Genomic DNA, 15353 nt, shown 5'->3' with positions numbered 1-15353 from the left:
TTGGTGAACATATCCTGCTCTTACGGTCGCGGGAACGGGCGGGTCTCTGGCGTTTACCTCAGCGAACTGCGCCCCCGTTAGACGATTTGGGCGGCATCGACCGGTTCCTGGTCGATCGGCAGTGTCGATGCGAGCCACGCTCGACCAGGTCGCAGCCGAGATGGGCCGCCCTCATCACGAGGCCTTGCACCGATCGCGCCTGCCACCATCGGACATCGATCTGACGCACCTCCACGTTTGGGTCAGGCGAAGGCGCCGAGGCTTGGTATCGGGAGGGCGAAGCGCGTCCGCAAGGTCGTCTCCTCATAGCGTTCGCGGAACAGCCCACGCGCCTGCAGTTCGGGCACGACCAGATCGACGAAATCGTCGAGCCCGTCCGGCATGGAGGCGGGGATCAGGTTGAAGCCGTCAGCGCCGCCCTGCTCGAACCAACGCTGAAAATCGTCGGCGATGGTCTTGGGCGAGCCGATGACGATACGGTGCCCATGCGAGGCGATGGCGAGGGCCGCGAGTTCCCGCAGCGTGTAGTTCTCGGCGCGTGCCTTGTTCAGCAACAGGCGCACCCGGCTCTCGCCATGGATGCGCTCTCCCGGCTCCGGCACCGGGCCGTCAAGCGGATGGGTCGACAGGTCGTAGCCCCAGCGACCCGAGAGCTGCCTGATGCCGGCCGCAATGTCGGTATGTTCCTGCAGCGCCGTGAATTTCTCCCGCGCCTCGGCATCGGTGCGGCCCACGATCGGCATGACGCCCGGAAGGATCGGCGGCGTCGGACGGCCGGCCGCCTTGGCTACCTCCGCCAAGGCATGGCGGTAGACGCGTGCGTCGTCGATCGTGTCCTGCGCAGTGAAGGCGAGGTCGGCTTGCGCCCCGGCGAGTCCGATGCCGTCGCGCGACGAGCCGGCCTGAATGATCACTGGATGTCCCTGGGGTGGGCGCGAGATGTTGAGAGGCCCGCGCACGGAGAAAAACGCTCCCCTGTGCTCCAGCAGACGCACCCGGCTGGTATCGAGGAACCGCCCGCTTTCGCGCTCCATCACAAGCGCGTCTTCGGCCCAGCTATCCCAGAGCCCGCGCACCACCTGCACGAACTCGCCGGCCCGGGCGTAGCGGGCCGCGTGGTCGGGCAGCGTGGAGAGGCTGAAGTTCTCGGCCGACCGGTCGGATTGCGTCGTCACCACGTTCCAGCCGACGCGTCCGCGGCTGATATGGTCGAGCGAGGCCAGTTGCCGGGCGATGTTGTAGGGCTCGGAAAAGCTGGTCGAGATCGTGCCGACCAGCCCGATCTTCGACGTCGCGATCGCGAGCGCCGAAAGCAAGGTGATCGGCTCGAGGCCGCCCGCCTTGCCTTGCGCGCCCGGCTCGGGGCCGGCCAGGTTGTCGGCCACGAAGAACATGTCGAACAGGCCTTCCTCGGCCTTGCGCGCGTTCCGGATGGCCCAGTCGATATCTTCCGGATGTCCCTGCGCCTCGGCCCGACGCCAGGCGGCGGGGTGGCGCCCCAGCGGCTGGTTGAACAGGCCGAGATGGAGCTTGCGCTTGCCGGAATGGCGGTGATGCATCGTCATTGGTCTGGGTCGCTTCGATATCGGGAAGGAGATGCGCTCAGTCGAGGCGCGGATCGAGATGGTCCCGCAGCCAGTCGCCGAGCAGGATCACGCCGAGCACGGTCAGTGTGATCGCGATGCCAGGGAAGGTCGCGACCCACCAGCTGGTCGCGAGATACTGCCGGCCCTCGCTGAGCATCTGGCCCCAGGAGATATCCGGCGGCTGAATGCCGAAGCCGAGAAAGCTCAGGGCCGATTCCGCCAGGATCACCGTTCCGACATTCATCGTCGAGACCACCACGAAGGAGGAGAGCGTGTTGGGCAGGATATGGCGCAGCAACAGCCCCAGCGGCCGGGCGCCCAGCGCGCGTGCCGCGGCGACATAGTCCATCTCCTTCACGCTGAGCACATCGGCTCTGACGATCCGCGCGGCGCCGACCCAGTTGGTGGCGGCGATGACCACGACGAGCGGCAGCAACCCGGTCCCCGCCACGAGCGCCACGACCAGCATGAAGAGCATCGTCGGGATTGCCAGCATCGCATCGATCAGCCGCATGATGAGGAGATCGACCTTTCCGCCTGCCATGCCGGCGACGAGACCGAGCGCGAGCCCGATCAGGCTCGACAGCGCCACGGCGGCGACACCGACTGCAAGAGAGGTGCGTGCGCCGAAAAGGATGCGGCTGAACAGATCGCGTCCCTGACTGTCGGTTCCGAGAAGATGGCGCAGATCGCCGCCCTCCAGCCAGGCCGGCGGCATCAGCTTCAGCGACAGGTTGCGTCGCAGCGGATCGAGCGGCGCCAACTGGTCGGCGGCGAGCGCTACCGCCACCATCATGGCGACGATCAACAATCCTGCGACCCCCGCCTTGTTCGACAGGAGCGATCGCGCCAGGCGCGGAATCACGATCTGGTTTCGCGCGGGATCGGCAGCGATAACGGTGTCATGTGCCTGGAACTCCGGTCAGTGCCGCAGGCGCGGGTCGATCAGGCGATAGAGCGCATCTGTCGCCAGGTTGATCGTGAGCGCCATGATGGTGATGACGAAGACCGCGATCTGGATGACGGCCATATCCTTGACGTAGACCGCTTGCACGACAAGCTGGCCGAGGCCGGGCCAGGAGAACACGGTCTCGGTGACGAGCGCCCCGCCAAGCAGGGCGATGGCGTGCAGCGAGGTCATCGTCAGGGCCGGGATCAGTGCGTTGCGCAATCCGTGGCGCAGCACGACCAGCGTCTCGGGGACGCCCTTGGCGCGGGCCGTGCGGACATAGTCCTGCCCCATCACCTCGAGCAAGCTGGAGCGGATCAGCTTGGTCAGCTCCGCCGCGAAACCCGTCCCCAGCGTAATCGCCGGGAGGATGAGATGCGCGAAGCCGCCACTGCCCGAGACCGGCACCAGCCGCAGCCAGACGCCGAAGACGAGGATCAGCATGATCCCGACCCAGAAATTCGGCATCGCCTTGCCCAGCACCGTCACGGCCGAGATCGCGAAATCCGGGAAGCTGTTGCGCCTCAGCGCGGCGAAGATGCCCGTGGGCAGCGCAATCAGGATCGCGACGACAAGCCCGCCAGCTGTCAGCGTCAGCGTGGCGGGGATACGCTCCAGCACCACAGGCAGGGCATCGCTGCCATAGCGATAGGATACCCCGAAATCCCCGCTGAGGATGTTCGCCATGTAGTGCAGGTACTGCGTGTACCAGGGCTGATCGAGGCCCCAGGCGGCGATGAGGGCGAGCCGGTCCGCTTCGCTGGCGTCCTCCGGGATCAGCAGGGCGGAGGGATCTCCGGTGAGGTAGACCAGGACGAAGACCACCAGCGAGACGATGTAGAGCACGGGCACGAATTGCAGCAGGGCCCGCAGCGGGGAGCGCTTGGTCATGGCCGCCCGACATCCTCCGCAGCGATCATCTCGTCGAAGCGGCCGTCATAGACCACGCGGTCGCTGACGCCGTAGATCGACTGCGGCAGCAGCAAACCGATACGCACGCGCTGCTCGGCGACGATCTTCTGCGCCTGCTGCGAGAGCGCGATGCGCTCCGCCTCCGTCTTCGCGTTGCCGGCTTTCTTCGCCAGGTCTTCGAAGGCAGGGTCCGACCAGTCGTAATGGCGCTTGAAGTCCTGCACGAAGATCGAAGAAGCGTCCGTGTAGGAGCCCATGCCCCAGAGATAGAGTTCCCCGAAGCCGTCGCCGGCAAGCCTGCTGTTGTAGACTGTCCAGTCGAGCACCTCGACCTGCACCCGGAAGCCGACATCCTCCAGATAGCCTCCCACGGCCTCGACGATCTCGCGATCCTTCACATAGCGACCGCTGGGCGTGCTGATCTTGATCGCGGGGCGCTTGCGGCCATCGAACCCGGCCTCTTTCAGCAGCGCCCTGGCGCGTTCAGGGTCGAAGCGGATATTCGTGTTGAGGTCCGGCGCGAAGCCCGGGATGGCGGGCGGGAAGAAGCCGCGGGTCGGCTTGCCATGCCCTTCCAGCACCTGCTTCACGATGGCATCGCGGTCGATGGCGAGGTCGATCGCCTCGCGCAGCTTCGGATCGCCGGTGACGCGGTCCTTGCCGGTGCGCACATGCAGGGCGATGTTGCGCGCGATGTCGAAGGTGATGGCGCGGGTGCCCTTGTTGTCGTTCAGCCGGGCGATGTCCTCGGGCGGGATGTTGACGGCAATATCGACGCCGCCGGTCAGCAGTTCGGCGACGCGGGTGGTGGTCTCGGGGATCGAGCGGATCACCACCTTGTCCCATTTCGGCGTGCCGCCCCACCAGCGCGGGTTCCGGCTCAGGATGACCTGGTCGGACTTGATCCACTGTTCGAAGACATAGGGGCCGGTGCCGACCGGCTTCTTGAAGAACTCCTCCTTCCCGCCGGCCTTCTCGAAGGCGGCCTTGGGCAGGATGCCCGCGCCGTTGCCGACGAAATAATGCAGCAGCAGCGTGTCGGGCCTGTCTGTCTCGATCACCACCGTCGTGTCGTCGGGCGCCTCGACCGATTTGATGCGACGGAACTTCGAGGCGTTGATCAGCTTCTTGTCTTGCTGGGCCCGCTCGATGGTGAACTTCACGTCTGACGCAGTAAAGCGATCGCCATTGTGCCAGAGCACGTCGTCGCGCAGTTTGAAGGTCCAGCGGATGTTGTCTTCCGTGCTCCAGGAGCGCGCGAGACGGGGTGTGAAGCGCAGCTGGCCCTGGCTGAAATCCTTGTCGACCAGGTACTCGTAGATATTGATGAGCGCCGACTCGGTACTGTTGTTGCCGTGATTGGCCGGGTCGAGCGACAGGATGTCGTTGCCCTGCGCGATGGTCAGGGTCTGCGCCGCAGCGGCGCCCGCCATGCTGGCGAGGGCCAGGCCTGCCGAGAGGATGAAGCCGGACCAATATGTAGGACGAAACAGGGGCATGCGGAGCGCGTCTCTTGCAAGGTTGTCGTCCTCTAGGATTAGCGTCCTCCGCCTGGAAAAGGCCTCCGAACATCGACGTGATTGGAAAGCGATGCTTTCCGGCTCAGCTGCCGCGCGACAGTTTTATTCTCCCGCCCGCCGTGGGTCAGACCATTTCAATAGCCTTATCGGGCGAGGGGAGACGGTCGGGAGAGAAAGCCGGTCCTTCTCGACGACGGCCTGGTCGGCTGCGGAAACAGCGCGTCTCTCCCGACATCGCTGGAAAATAATCGGCTATCGGGAGAATGGCTGGTGCTGCGAGCGAGGATTGAACTCGCGACCTCTCCATTACCAATGGAGTGCTCTACCACTGAGCTACCGCAGCAGGTCCGGCGGCCGAAGCGTTCGCGGTCGCTCTGAGGCGGTTGCGTGCGCTGGCGTCGTTCCGAAGCGGCGCCCTGATGCCACAACCTTGTGACGGACGCAACCCGCTCTCTCAATCCGGCAGCAATAACCGTGGATCGATCCGGAAGAGCCGGCCGTCGCCAAGCAGATGGGCGCTCAAGCCTTCGCGGAACAGCGGCCGGAAAGCGGCGTCGCGCAGGTTGAGGCCGCCGGCATAGGCGCCCATCGCCGGCATCACGCAACGCCGCGCCGACATCGCGAAACAGCGCCGCCGGATCGCGCGCCCGCGCATCCTGACCTTGGCGGCCGGGTGCAGGTGGCCGGCGATCTCGTAGCCGTCTTCGGAGGCGGCCGGCTCGTGGCGCAGGATTACGCCGGCAAGCACGACCTCCGCGGCACTCTCGCCGCCCATGGCGCGGCTGATCGCAGGGTCGTGGTTCCCGGTGATCCAGAGCCAGTCGCGGCCCTGCTGCATCAGGCTGAGCGTGGCTCGTGTCTCGGGCGCAAGGCGGTTTTCGGCATCGCGGTCGTGGAAGGAATCGCCGAGCGCGATCACGCGGGCCGGCTGGTGGCGTCGGATCGCGTGGCCAAGCGCCACGAGCGTTGCAGTGGAATCATAGGGCGGCAGCATCACGCCGCGCGCCGCATAGGCGGAGCCCTTTTCCAGATGCAGGTCCGCGACGACGAGCGTGCGCTCCTCCGGCAACCAGAGCGCGCCCGAGAGATCGGGCACGAGCGCGAGCCGGCCCAGCATGAAGGCCTCGTTCGTCTCTCCCTGTCGCTTGGCCAGCATTGCCGCTGCAGCCGTCACGCCATCGCCTCTTCCGTCAGCATCGCCTCTGCTTCCGCCAGGATCTCGTCCGCCGCCTCGCCATAGACCGCCTCGCGCCCGATCTCGAGCATGACTGAGACGGAGAGCGGCGAGACATGGTCGAGCGGCTGATGCACGATTCGGCCGCTGATCCGTGTCAGCATCTCACCAAGCCGGCGAATGTCGAGCAGGCCGGTTGCCGCGTCCGCTCGCGCGGCCTTGAGCAGGATATGGTCGGGCTCGTGCCGGCGCAGCACGTCGTAGACCAGATCGGTCGAAATCGTCACCTGCCGGCCGCTCTTCTCCTGGCCGGGGAAGCGCCGCTCGATCAATCCGCCGATGATGGCGCAGGAACGGAAGGTGCGCTTCATCAGCGCCGATTCCGCCATCCAGTCTTCCAGATCGTCGCCGAGCATGTCCTGCGCGAACAAGTCGTCGAGATTAAGCGCGCCGCGTGCGATCGCGGCCGTCATGTCACCCAGCGTCCAGCAGGCCATGCCGTAATCGTTGCAGACGAAGCCGAGCGGGCGCATTCGGGCGCGCTCCAGCCGGCGCGTCAGCAGCATGCCGAGCGTCTGGTGGGCGAGGCGTCCCTCGAACGGGTAGGCTGCGAGATAGAAGCGCCCGCCGCGTGGAAAAGTCTCGACCAGGAGTTCACCCGGCTGTGGCAGTCGCGATATCCGCTTCTGCGCATCCAGCCAGGCCGAGACCTCCTCCGGCAGCGTATGCCAGAGGCTGGGCGAGGCCAGGATCGCACGCACGCGCGCCGCGAGGAAGGTCGAGAGCGGGAACTTGCCGCCGTCATAGGAGGGAATCTTGGGATCGGTGCCGGGCGATGCGCGCGAGCAGACCGCCTCGTTCTCGACGATGCCCTCGAAGCGCAGGACCTCGCCGGCGAAGACGAAGGTATCGCCCGCCACCATGGTCTCGGCGAAATATTCCTCGATCTCGCCGAGCACGCGCCCGCCGCGCGTGATCATGCCGGGCTGGCCCGGCCTGCCGGCGCGCGCCCGGCCGAGCCGGACCTTCAGCATCGTCGCCTCGACGATGGTGCCGACATTCATGCGGTATTGCTGGATCACGCGGGCGTTGCTGGCGCGCCAGAGGCCGGCCTTGTCTTGCCTGAGCTTGGCGAAGCGCTCATAGCTCTTCAGCGCATAGCCGCCGGTCGCGACGAAATTGACGACGGCATCGAAGTCTTCGCGGGTAAGATCGGCGTAAGGGGAGGCGGTGCGGACCTCCTCATAGAGCGCATCGGCTTCGAACCCATCGGAACATGCGACGCCGAGCACATGCTGGGCGAGAACGTCGAGCGCGCCGATGCGCGGTGGCGGGGTGTCCTGCGCGGCCTCATGGACGGCTTCGAGCGCGGCGCGGCACTCCAAGAGCTCGAATCGGTTGGACGGCACCAGCAGCGCCTCCGAGGGCTCGTCCATGCGGTGGTTGGAGCGGCCGATGCGCTGGATCAGCCGGCTCGCGCCCTTCGGAGCGCCGAGGTTGACGACGAGGTCGACATCGCCCCAGTCGATGCCGAGATCCAGCGTCGCGGTGCAGACCACGGCCTTCAGCCGCCCATCCGCCATGGCAGCCTCGACCTTGCGGCGCTGCTGGGCGTCGAGCGAGCCGTGATGTAGCGCGATCGGCAGGTTGTCGTCGTTCAGGTTCCACAAGGCCTGGAAGGCGAACTCCGCCTGCATCCGCGTGTTGACGAAGACCAATGTCAGCTTGTGCGTGCGGATGGCCTGATAGACCTCGGCCATCGCATGCAGGGTCGTGTGGCCTGCGATGGGCAGGCGCCGTTCGGTGTCGAGGATGCCGATGCGCGGCTTGGCCCCGCCCGCGACCGTGACGAGCCCCGCCGGCGTCCCGGCGCCGCCGAGATAGCGCTGGAGATCGGCCGGCTCGCGCACCGTCGCCGAGAGGCCGACGGCCGAGACCTGCGGCGCCAGCGCCTTCAACCGTGCAAGATCGAGCGCCAGCAGGTCGCCGCGCTTCGAGGTGACCAGCGCATGCAATTCGTCGAGCACGATCCGGCGCAAATTGGAGAAGAACGGCGCGGCGTCGCGATGCGAGACCAGTAGCGCGAGCTGTTCCGGCGTCGTCAGCAGGATATCGGGCGGGCGCTGGATCTGGCGCGTGCGCTTGGCGGCGGAGGTGTCGCCGGTGCGGGTCTCGATCGTGATCGGCAGTGCCATCTCGTGCACGGGCGCTTCGAGATTGCGGGCAATGTCGACGGCGAGCGCCTTCAGCGGCGAGATATAGAGCGTATGCAGCCCGTCATGCCGGCTCTTGCGCTCGGCCAGCTCCACCAGCGAGGGCAGGAAGCCGGCGAGCGTCTTGCCGGCACCGGTCGGCGCGACCAGCAGCGTCGAGCGCCCGGCGCGGGCTTCCTCCAGCAACGCGAGCTGATGCGGCCGCACGCTCCAGCCGCGCCCGGAAAACCAGGCCTCGAAGGCGGGAGGGAGCGGGGAGGGAGCGGCCATGCCGGCCGAAGATAGGGGGTGATGAGGGAGAACGAAAGGGGAATGAGAAGGGTAGGGCTTTGGTTGGTCGCGGGCTGCAGGCTGGTTCGCTTCGAGAGGCCGGAATGCCTGCTGGCGACCCAATGGAGATATTGCGGGGCGCTATCTCGTGTCCTATCCACGATTATGGACGCATTCGCCGACCCCCAACTTGCCGCACGTTATGCGGAGAACCCACCTCGGATGGTGCCCGGTTTTGCGGACATGCAACGCATGGCCATGCTTCTTATCGCAGAGCGCGCACCAGACGACGCGGAGGTCCTGGTTCTCGGTGCGGGCGGAGGCCTCGAGATGAAGGTCTTCGCCACGGCGAAGCCCGGCTGGAGCTTCGTCGCGGTCGATCCGTCTGCTCCGATGCTGGACTTGGCGCGATTGACGCTCGGAGAGCTAGCCGCGCGGGCCTCGTTTCACCAAGGGTTCATCGATATCGCGCCGGCGGGGCCGTTCGACGCGGGAGCCTGCATTCTGACGCTTCACTTCATCGAGCGGGAAGAGCGCTTGCGCACGCTTCGAGAGGTCCGCAGGCGGCTGAAACCCGGCGCTCCATTCGTTGTTGCCCATTACAGCATCCCGCAAGACGAGGTCGATCTGTGGATGTCTCGGGTTGCCGCCTTTGCGATTTCATCCGGGATCGAGCCTTCGCATGCCAGGAAGGCGCAAGATGCGGTCGCGGAACGTCTACCCATCCTTTCGCCCGAAGACGACCAGCAGCTTTTATATGAGGCTGGCTTTAGCGAAATCAGCCTCTTTTATGCAGGATTCGCGTTCCGTGGCTGGGTCGCTTACGCCTGACAGCGGCTTTGGTTATCGACCCCGGGCGGGCATCCTCACCGCTTCTCCGCCACGACCAGCAGCCCCGGCACGGGGGTGCCGCGATCCTGCCGCGTGCTGGCGGGTTCGACGAGTACGGGAATGAGCCCGGCTTCCAGGAGCCGCTCTCGTAGCCAGCCTTCCGCATGCGCGAACCGCCTGTCATCACCCACCACGACGCCTTCGCCGTCATGGCTCTGCACCGTGAAGGCCAGGAGCCCGTCCGGTTCCAGCACGCGCGCGCTCTGGGCGAAGCAGGGCGCGAGCTCGCCGAGATAGACGAAGACATCGGCCGCGACGACGAGATCGGCGGAGGCGTCCGGCCGGCTGGAGAGGAAGCTCGTCAGGCCGGTGACGGCGAGCTTGTCGTAGAGCGGCGTGCCATCCGGCGCGAGCTTGGTGCGCGCCCGCTCGATCATGCGTGGCGAGAGATCGCAGCCGGCGATGAAGCCGCTCTGCTCGTGGATCGCCTCGCCCATCAATCCGGTGCCGCAGCCGAGGTCGTAGACGATGTCGAACCGGAAGGGCCGGCCGGCGTTGCTGCAGCAGCGGACGAGCGCCGCCTTCAGCAGGTCGGGCGCGTTGTATTGCAGGATTTCGGTCAAATGGCTGTCGAAGCGGTCGGCATAGGCGTCGAAAAGCGCGCCGGAGAAATTCTCCGAGGTCGCCTGCTCGGCCGGCAAGGCGCCGATGCGGGCGAGATCGAGCCGCGCGCCGAAATGGTCGTTGGGATCGAGGTCGAGGCATTGCCGCCAGGCGGTGGCGGCGTCCTCTTTGTGGCCGAGCGCTTCCTGCGCCAGCCCATAGAGATGCCAGGCCGCCGTGAAGTGATAGGCTTGCGCGACGGTTTGGTCGAGGATGTCCACCGCGGTTTGTGGATCGCCGTCTTCCAGCGCCGCTTTGGCTCGGCCGTAGCGGCGGTCGAGCACCGGGTCGCCGGAGCTGGCGAAATGCATGGGCGAATCCTCGGAGGTGGGGGAAGCGGGTCTAGAGTAACGCAACGCGAAGCGAAATTCGCCTTTCGAAGCAGTCCAATGCCAATTTCGGGTGGTTGGCGGCCATTCGTCCGCCTCGCCACGCTGCACGGGGGAATCTGACGCTGGCCAGACAAAGCGCCCGCTGGCGCCCCTCCGAATTGCTGCTGCCGACGCCGGCCGGGCTCTATTGCCCGCCTGCCGACATCCATATCGATCCCGTTCGCCCGGTGGCACGGGCGCTGATCACCCATGGCCATTCCGACCATGCCCGCGCCGGCCATGGTGCTGTGCTGGCGACACGCGAGACGTTGGCGATCATGGCGCTACGCTACGGCGAAGGCTTCACCGGCTCGCAACAGGTCGCGGTGCCCGGCGAGGCAATCCGCATCGGCGAGGTCGATTTCACCTTCGTGCCGGCGGGCCATGTCCTCGGCTCCGCCCAGATCGCGGTCGAGAGCCGCGGCCTGCGGATCGTCGCCTCAGGCGACTACAAGCGCGAGCGCGACCCGACCTGCGCCGGTTTCGAGCCCATGCCTTGCGATATCTTCATCACCGAGGCGACCTTCGGCCTGCCGGTCTTCCGCCATCCGCCGGCATCGGGGGAGGTGGCCAAGCTGCTTGAATCCGTCAGGCTCTTCCCGGAGCGGACGCATATCGTCGGCGCCTATTCACTGGGCAAGGCGCAGCGCGTCATGGCCCTGATCCGCGAGGCCGGCTACAACAGGCCGATCTATATCCACGGCGCCGTCGAGAAGATCACCGCCTTCTACGAAGCCGAGGGCATTCCGCTCGGTGAGATCAGGCTGGTCGCCGAGACCGATCGCAAGACGCTGGGCGGCGAGATCGTCATCTGCCCGCCGAGCGCGGCGCAGGATCTGTGGGCGCGCCGCTTTCCCGATCCGGTCACGGCCTTCGCCTCGGGTTGGATGCGGATCAGGGCGCGGGCGCGCCAGAAGGGCGTCGAACTGCCGCTCGTCATCTCCGACCATGCCGATTGGGACGACCTGCTCGCGACGATCAGGGAGGTTCAGGCGGGCGAGATCTGGGTCACCCATGGCGAGGCCGACGCGCTCGTCCATTGGTGCGGCACGGCCGGCCTCAAGGCCAAGCCGTTGCACCTGGTCGGCTATGGCGACGAGGGCGAGGCCGATCCGGTTGAGGAGGCTGCCGATGCGGCCGCCGTCTAGGTTCCGATCAGCGCGAGGCGGCGACGACCGGGCGCGATGGCGCGGCCATGCCGACCATGGCGTTGGCCATGTCGCGGGCGAGGCAGTCATAGCCCGCATCGCTCATGTGGAAACCGTCGGTCCAGAGCGCGGCCTTGAAGGCTTCGGCATCGCTGCGGTGCCATTCGCGCATCGCGTCATAGCGGCCGAAGACCGGAACGGCCTCGCGCCGGGCGACGTCGCCGACGGCCTCGACATATCGGCCGTAGCGCTGTGGATCGCGCACCGAGGGGAAATACTGCGGGTCGAGGATGGCGAGCGCCGGGCCGGCTTCGCGGACGAGCGAAATGCCTTCGCCGACCATCGCCTTGAAGGCGTCGAGATCGCCGCCCTTGACGGCATCATTGGTGCCGACCTGCCAGATCACGAGATCATAGGAACGCGCGGCAAGCGCGGTCTTCAGCCGCGTGAGCGTCTGCGGGGCAGTCTCGCCGCCGATGCCGGCATTGACGATCTCGACCTGGGACTTGGGCCACGCCTTGCCGAGCAGCGCCTGGAGGCGGGCGGGATAGGTCCTGTCCTTGGCGCTGGCGCCGATGCCTTCGGTCGAGGACGAGCCGATGGCGAGGATGGCGAGCGGCTGGCCCTGCGAGACCTTGGCGGAGAGCGGCGCGAGCGCGGCGTTCGAGCGCACGATCGGCGTCTCGCGGCAGGAGAAGCTCGCCGCCTGCGCGGTGGCTCCGACCGAAAGCGTTGCAGCGATGACAGGCAAGGCAAGGAACCGCATCGCGGCACGCATCGGCGTCTCTCTCCCAGCTACTCTGCTGCCGTTAAGGTTTGCTTCATGAACGGTATCTGAACGATGCGGTGCAACAGGAACGAACCCAGGCACTGTGGCGCGGGGGCGACAGCATGAACCGCTTCGCCTGGCTGCTCGATCGCCTGGCCTATGAGCCGCGCCGCAACGCCAAGATCGCACTGATCGCCGATTACTTGCGCACCACGCCCGACCCGGATCGCGGCTATGCGCTGGCGGCGATGACGGGCGGACTGGTGTTCCGCAATGCCAAGGCCGGATTGATCCGCGCGCTGATCGCCGAGCGCGCCGACCCCGTGCTCTTCGCGCTGTCCTATGACTATGTCGGCGATCTCTCCGAGACGGTCGCGCTGATGTGGCCGGCGCGGCATGGCGCCAACGCAGTGCCGCATCTGCCGGAGGTGGTCGAGAGACTGCGCGAGGCCGGCAAGACCGACCTGCCGCGCCTCGTCGCCGGCTGGCTCGATGCGCTCGACGAGACCGGCCGCTGGGCGCTGCTCAAGCTCATCACAGGCGCGCTGCGCATCGGCGTCTCGGCCCGGCTCGCCAAGACGGCCGCCGCCAGCCTCGGCGGCGTGCCGCCCGACGAGGTCGAGCAGGTCTGGCACGGGCTGGAGCCGCCCTATGCCGAGCTCTTCGCCTGGCTGGAGGGCAAGGGCGCGCGGCCCGAGGCACGCGATCCCGCGCCTTTCCGCCCGGTCATGCTCTCGCACCCGATCGAGGACGGCGATTTCGACAAGCTCGATCCGGCCGAATTCTCCGCCGAATGGAAATGGGACGGCATCCGCGTCCAGGCCGTCAGCGGGCGCAAGGCCGACGGCATGCGCGTGACCCGCCTTTATTCCCGCACCGGCGAGGATATCGCCGCTGCCTTCCCCGATCTCGTCGAGGAACTCACGGTGGACGGCGCACTCGACGGCGAGTTGCTGGTGATGCGCGAGAGCGCCGTGCAGAGCTTCAACACGCTGCAGCAAAGGCTCAACCGCAAGACCGTCACCGCCAAGATGCTGGGCGAATTCCCCGCTCATATCCGCGTCTATGACCTGCTCGTCGATGGCGAGGAAGATATCCGGCACTTGCCGCTGGAGGAGCGGCGCCAGCGTTTGGAGGCCTTCCTGTCGCGCCTCGCCAGCATCCGCTTCGATCTCTCGCCGGTCATCCCCTTCGCCTCCTGGGAGGAACTGACGGCCGCCCGTGCCGATCCGGCCGGTGCGGGGGCAGGCGCCGATGCGGAAGCGGTCGAAGGCTGCATGATCAAGCGCCGCGATTCGCCCTATCTGCCTGGCCGCCCCAAGGGCTATTGGTGGAAATGGAAGCGCGATGCCCGGCTCGTCGACTGTGTGCTGATGTATGCCCAGCGCGGCCACGGCAAGCGCTCCTCGTTCTATTCGGACTACACCTTCGGTGTCTGGCGCGTCGGCGAGGATGGCGGGGAGGAACTCGTGCCGGTCGGCAAGGCCTATTTCGGCTTCACCGACGAGGAGCTGATCGAGATCGACAAATATGTCCGCAAGAACACGCTGAACCGTTTCGGCCCGGTGCGCGAGGTCACGCATGACGCGCAGTCGGGCCTCGTCTTCGAGGTCGCCTTCGAAGGTTTGCAGCGTTCGACCCGGCATAAATCCGGCCTCGCCATGCGTTTTCCCCGGATCAACCGCATCCGCTGGGACAAGCCGCCTGGTGAAGCCGACCATATCGAGGTGCTCGAAGCGCTGTTGCCGACCAATGGTTGAGCCGGAATGGGTTGCAGCCTTGCGCTTGCGGTGCTTGTGATGCGCGGCCGGCCTGGGGCAAAATGCCCGGGTCGGACGAATGCATCGGCCCGAAGCGGATAACGCGGTTTCGGGCGGGGGACGGTGCAGGCTTTAAGGAGTGGGGCGATGAGCAAGCAGCCTTCGACGCGGATCGTCATCGCGGACGATCATCCGCTGTTTCGCGGCGCGCTCCGCCAGGCCGTGTCGAGCGCCATCGGCGGTGCCGAGGTCAGTGAAGTCGGCTCGCTCGAGGCCCTGACCGAGGCACTGGCCAGCGGCGGTGATGCCGATCTCGTCCTGCTTGATCTCACCATGCCGGGTGTTCAGGGCTTTTCCGGCCTGCTCTTCCTGCGGGCGGACCATCCGGAGATCCCGGTCATCGTCGTCTCCGCCAATGACGACCCGGCGGTGATTCGCCGCTGCATCGAGTTTGGCGCGCTCGGCTTCCTGCCCAAGACCGCGGACGTCGCGCAAATGGGCGAGGCGATCCGCGCCGTGCTCGACGGCGGGGTCTGGACCCCGCCGGGCGTCGATCTCTCCGCCCCGGTCGATGCCGAGATCGCCGACATGGTCCGCCGCATGTCGACACTGACGCCGCAGCAGGTGCGCGTGCTGATGATGCTGTCGGAAGGGCTCCTCAACAAGCAGATCGCCTATGAGCTCGGCGTCTCCGAGGCGACGGTGAAGGCCCATGTCTCGGCGATCCTGACCAAGCTCGATGTCGACAGCCGCACGCAGGCCGTAATCGCAGCCTCGAAGATCGCCGGCACCGCCTGGGCGACGGCGGGCGCCTCGGCCACGGCCTGAGGCAATCCGTTCAGACGCCGTTCAAGCGCGGTGGATTTCAGGTTAAGACAGCACAGAAGCGCCCCCGGAACGACAGGGGGCGCAACAGGATGACGATTGCTTCCATGGAACGGTTTCTCGGCGGCTCGCCCCTTAGCGTCCTCGTCCGCCTGATCTTCATTTCGCTGCTGGTCGGCGCGGCAATGGCTTTCCTCGGCCTGTCCCCGCAGAATCTCTACGAGGCGGCCGCGCGCTTCCTGCGCTCGATCACCGGGCTCGGCTTCGGCGCGGTGCGCGAGGTCGCGCAGTGGCTGATCGCCGGCGCCCTGATCGTCGTGCCGCTCTGGCTGCTGATGCGGCTCTTCGCAGCGCGAAAATAG

At 66.7% G+C, this 15353-nt stretch carries 13 protein-coding genes and 1 tRNA gene; 5 read left to right on the top strand and 9 right to left on the bottom strand.

The window, feature by feature from the left end; translation table 11 throughout:
• Window positions 1-242 precede the first annotated feature (242 nt).
• The 7 genes from ASE61_RS05420 to ASE61_RS05390 form a co-directional block, all read right to left on the bottom strand.
• Entirely contained in the window at window positions 243-1565 is a 1323-nt protein-coding gene (locus ASE61_RS05420) for an LLM class flavin-dependent oxidoreductase (RefSeq protein ID WP_082617121.1), read from the bottom strand.
• A 37-nt stretch (window positions 1566-1602) separates the two neighbouring features.
• The gene (locus ASE61_RS05415; RefSeq protein ID WP_244492710.1) at window positions 1603-2451 is read right to left on the bottom strand and encodes an ABC transporter permease; all 849 of its coding nucleotides are present in this window, start codon (window positions 2449-2451) and stop codon (window positions 1603-1605) included.
• Between the two features lie 57 nt (window positions 2452-2508).
• Entirely contained in the window at window positions 2509-3426 is a 918-nt protein-coding gene (locus ASE61_RS05410) for an ABC transporter permease (protein WP_061965298.1), read from the bottom strand.
• Complete coding sequence (locus ASE61_RS05405; RefSeq protein ID WP_061965296.1) at window positions 3423-4946, bottom strand: ABC transporter substrate-binding protein; 1524 nt, start codon at window positions 4944-4946, stop codon at window positions 3423-3425. Before ASE61_RS05405 ends, ASE61_RS05410 begins: the two co-directional genes overlap by 4 nt.
• A gap of 289 nt (window positions 4947-5235) precedes the next feature.
• A tRNA-Thr gene (locus tag ASE61_RS05400) sits at window positions 5236-5310 on the bottom strand.
• Window positions 5311-5421: 111 nt separating this feature from the next.
• Window positions 5422-6123, bottom strand: coding sequence for a ligase-associated DNA damage response endonuclease PdeM (gene pdeM, locus ASE61_RS05395; protein ID WP_061965294.1), 702 nt, complete (start codon window positions 6121-6123; stop codon window positions 5422-5424).
• A 14-nt stretch (window positions 6124-6137) separates the two neighbouring features.
• Window positions 6138-8624 (bottom strand): ligase-associated DNA damage response DEXH box helicase, encoded by a 2487-nt coding sequence (locus tag ASE61_RS05390; RefSeq protein ID WP_061965292.1) that lies wholly within the window; start codon window positions 8622-8624, stop codon window positions 6138-6140.
• A gap of 165 nt (window positions 8625-8789) precedes the next feature.
• Here ASE61_RS05390 and ASE61_RS05385 point away from each other — a divergent pair, with 165 nt between their 5' ends.
• Window positions 8790-9455 carry a class I SAM-dependent methyltransferase gene (locus tag ASE61_RS05385; RefSeq protein ID WP_061965655.1) on the top strand — a complete coding sequence of 222 codons (666 nt, stop codon included), beginning with the start codon at window positions 8790-8792 and terminating at the stop codon, window positions 9453-9455.
• Window positions 9456-9490: 35 nt separating this feature from the next.
• Here the strand turns inward: ASE61_RS05385 and ASE61_RS05380 are convergent, their stop codons facing one another.
• Entirely contained in the window at window positions 9491-10429 is a 939-nt protein-coding gene (locus ASE61_RS05380) for a methyltransferase domain-containing protein (protein WP_061965290.1), read from the bottom strand.
• Window positions 10430-10608: 179 nt separating this feature from the next.
• Here ASE61_RS05380 and ASE61_RS05375 point away from each other — a divergent pair, with 179 nt between their 5' ends.
• The gene (locus tag ASE61_RS05375; protein WP_320409854.1) at window positions 10609-11637 is read left to right on the top strand and encodes a ligase-associated DNA damage response exonuclease; all 1029 of its coding nucleotides are present in this window, start codon (window positions 10609-10611) and stop codon (window positions 11635-11637) included.
• Window positions 11638-11644: 7 nt separating this feature from the next.
• Here ASE61_RS05375 and ASE61_RS05370 read toward each other — a convergent pair whose 3' ends face one another.
• Window positions 11645-12415 carry an SGNH/GDSL hydrolase family protein gene (locus ASE61_RS05370; RefSeq protein WP_061965288.1) on the bottom strand — a complete coding sequence of 257 codons (771 nt, stop codon included), beginning with the start codon at window positions 12413-12415 and terminating at the stop codon, window positions 11645-11647.
• Between the two features lie 113 nt (window positions 12416-12528).
• On the opposite strand from ASE61_RS05370, the gene ASE61_RS05365 reads away from it, so the two are divergent.
• From ASE61_RS05365 to ASE61_RS05355, 3 genes are all read left to right on the top strand, one after another.
• Window positions 12529-14166 carry a cisplatin damage response ATP-dependent DNA ligase gene (locus tag ASE61_RS05365; RefSeq protein ID WP_061965286.1) on the top strand — a complete coding sequence of 546 codons (1638 nt, stop codon included), beginning with the start codon at window positions 12529-12531 and terminating at the stop codon, window positions 14164-14166.
• A gap of 147 nt (window positions 14167-14313) precedes the next feature.
• A complete protein-coding gene (locus tag ASE61_RS05360) occupies window positions 14314-14994 on the top strand; it encodes a response regulator transcription factor (RefSeq protein ID WP_061965284.1) in 681 nt (226 codons plus the stop codon).
• 104 nt (window positions 14995-15098) lie between these two features.
• Window positions 15099-15353: a DUF6460 domain-containing protein gene (locus ASE61_RS05355; protein ID WP_244492708.1), complete on the top strand. Its 255-nt coding sequence runs from the start codon at window positions 15099-15101 to the stop codon at window positions 15351-15353.

Origin of the sequence: Allobosea sp. Root670 (assembly GCF_001429415.1) — a bacterium.
Lineage (GTDB): Bacteria > Pseudomonadota > Alphaproteobacteria > Rhizobiales > Beijerinckiaceae > Allobosea > Allobosea robiniae.
Note: the sequence above shows the minus strand (reverse complement) of the source record. Positions and strands in the feature narration are given on the sequence as shown.

Coding starts and splice junctions, on each gene's coding strand:
- ASE61_RS05420 (WP_082617121.1), bottom strand. CDS start 1,565: ATGACGATGCATCACCGCCATTCCGGCAAGCGCAAGCTCCATCTCGGC.
- ASE61_RS05410 (WP_061965298.1), bottom strand. CDS start 3,426: ATGACCAAGCGCTCCCCGCTGCGGGCCCTGCTGCAATTCGTGCCCGTG.
- ASE61_RS05405 (WP_061965296.1), bottom strand. CDS start 4,946: ATGCCCCTGTTTCGTCCTACATATTGGTCCGGCTTCATCCTCTCGGCA.
- pdeM (WP_061965294.1), bottom strand. CDS start 6,123: ATGCTGGCCAAGCGACAGGGAGAGACGAACGAGGCCTTCATGCTGGGC.
- ASE61_RS05390 (WP_061965292.1), bottom strand. CDS start 8,624: ATGGCCGCTCCCTCCCCGCTCCCTCCCGCCTTCGAGGCCTGGTTTTCC.
- ASE61_RS05385 (WP_061965655.1), top strand. CDS start 8,790: ATGGACGCATTCGCCGACCCCCAACTTGCCGCACGTTATGCGGAGAAC.
- ASE61_RS05380 (WP_061965290.1), bottom strand. CDS start 10,429: ATGCATTTCGCCAGCTCCGGCGACCCGGTGCTCGACCGCCGCTACGGC.
- ASE61_RS05370 (WP_061965288.1), bottom strand. CDS start 12,415: ATGCGTGCCGCGATGCGGTTCCTTGCCTTGCCTGTCATCGCTGCAACG.
- ASE61_RS05365 (WP_061965286.1), top strand. CDS start 12,529: ATGAACCGCTTCGCCTGGCTGCTCGATCGCCTGGCCTATGAGCCGCGC.
- ASE61_RS05360 (WP_061965284.1), top strand. CDS start 14,314: ATGAGCAAGCAGCCTTCGACGCGGATCGTCATCGCGGACGATCATCCG.
- ASE61_RS05355 (WP_244492708.1), top strand. CDS start 15,099: ATGGAACGGTTTCTCGGCGGCTCGCCCCTTAGCGTCCTCGTCCGCCTG.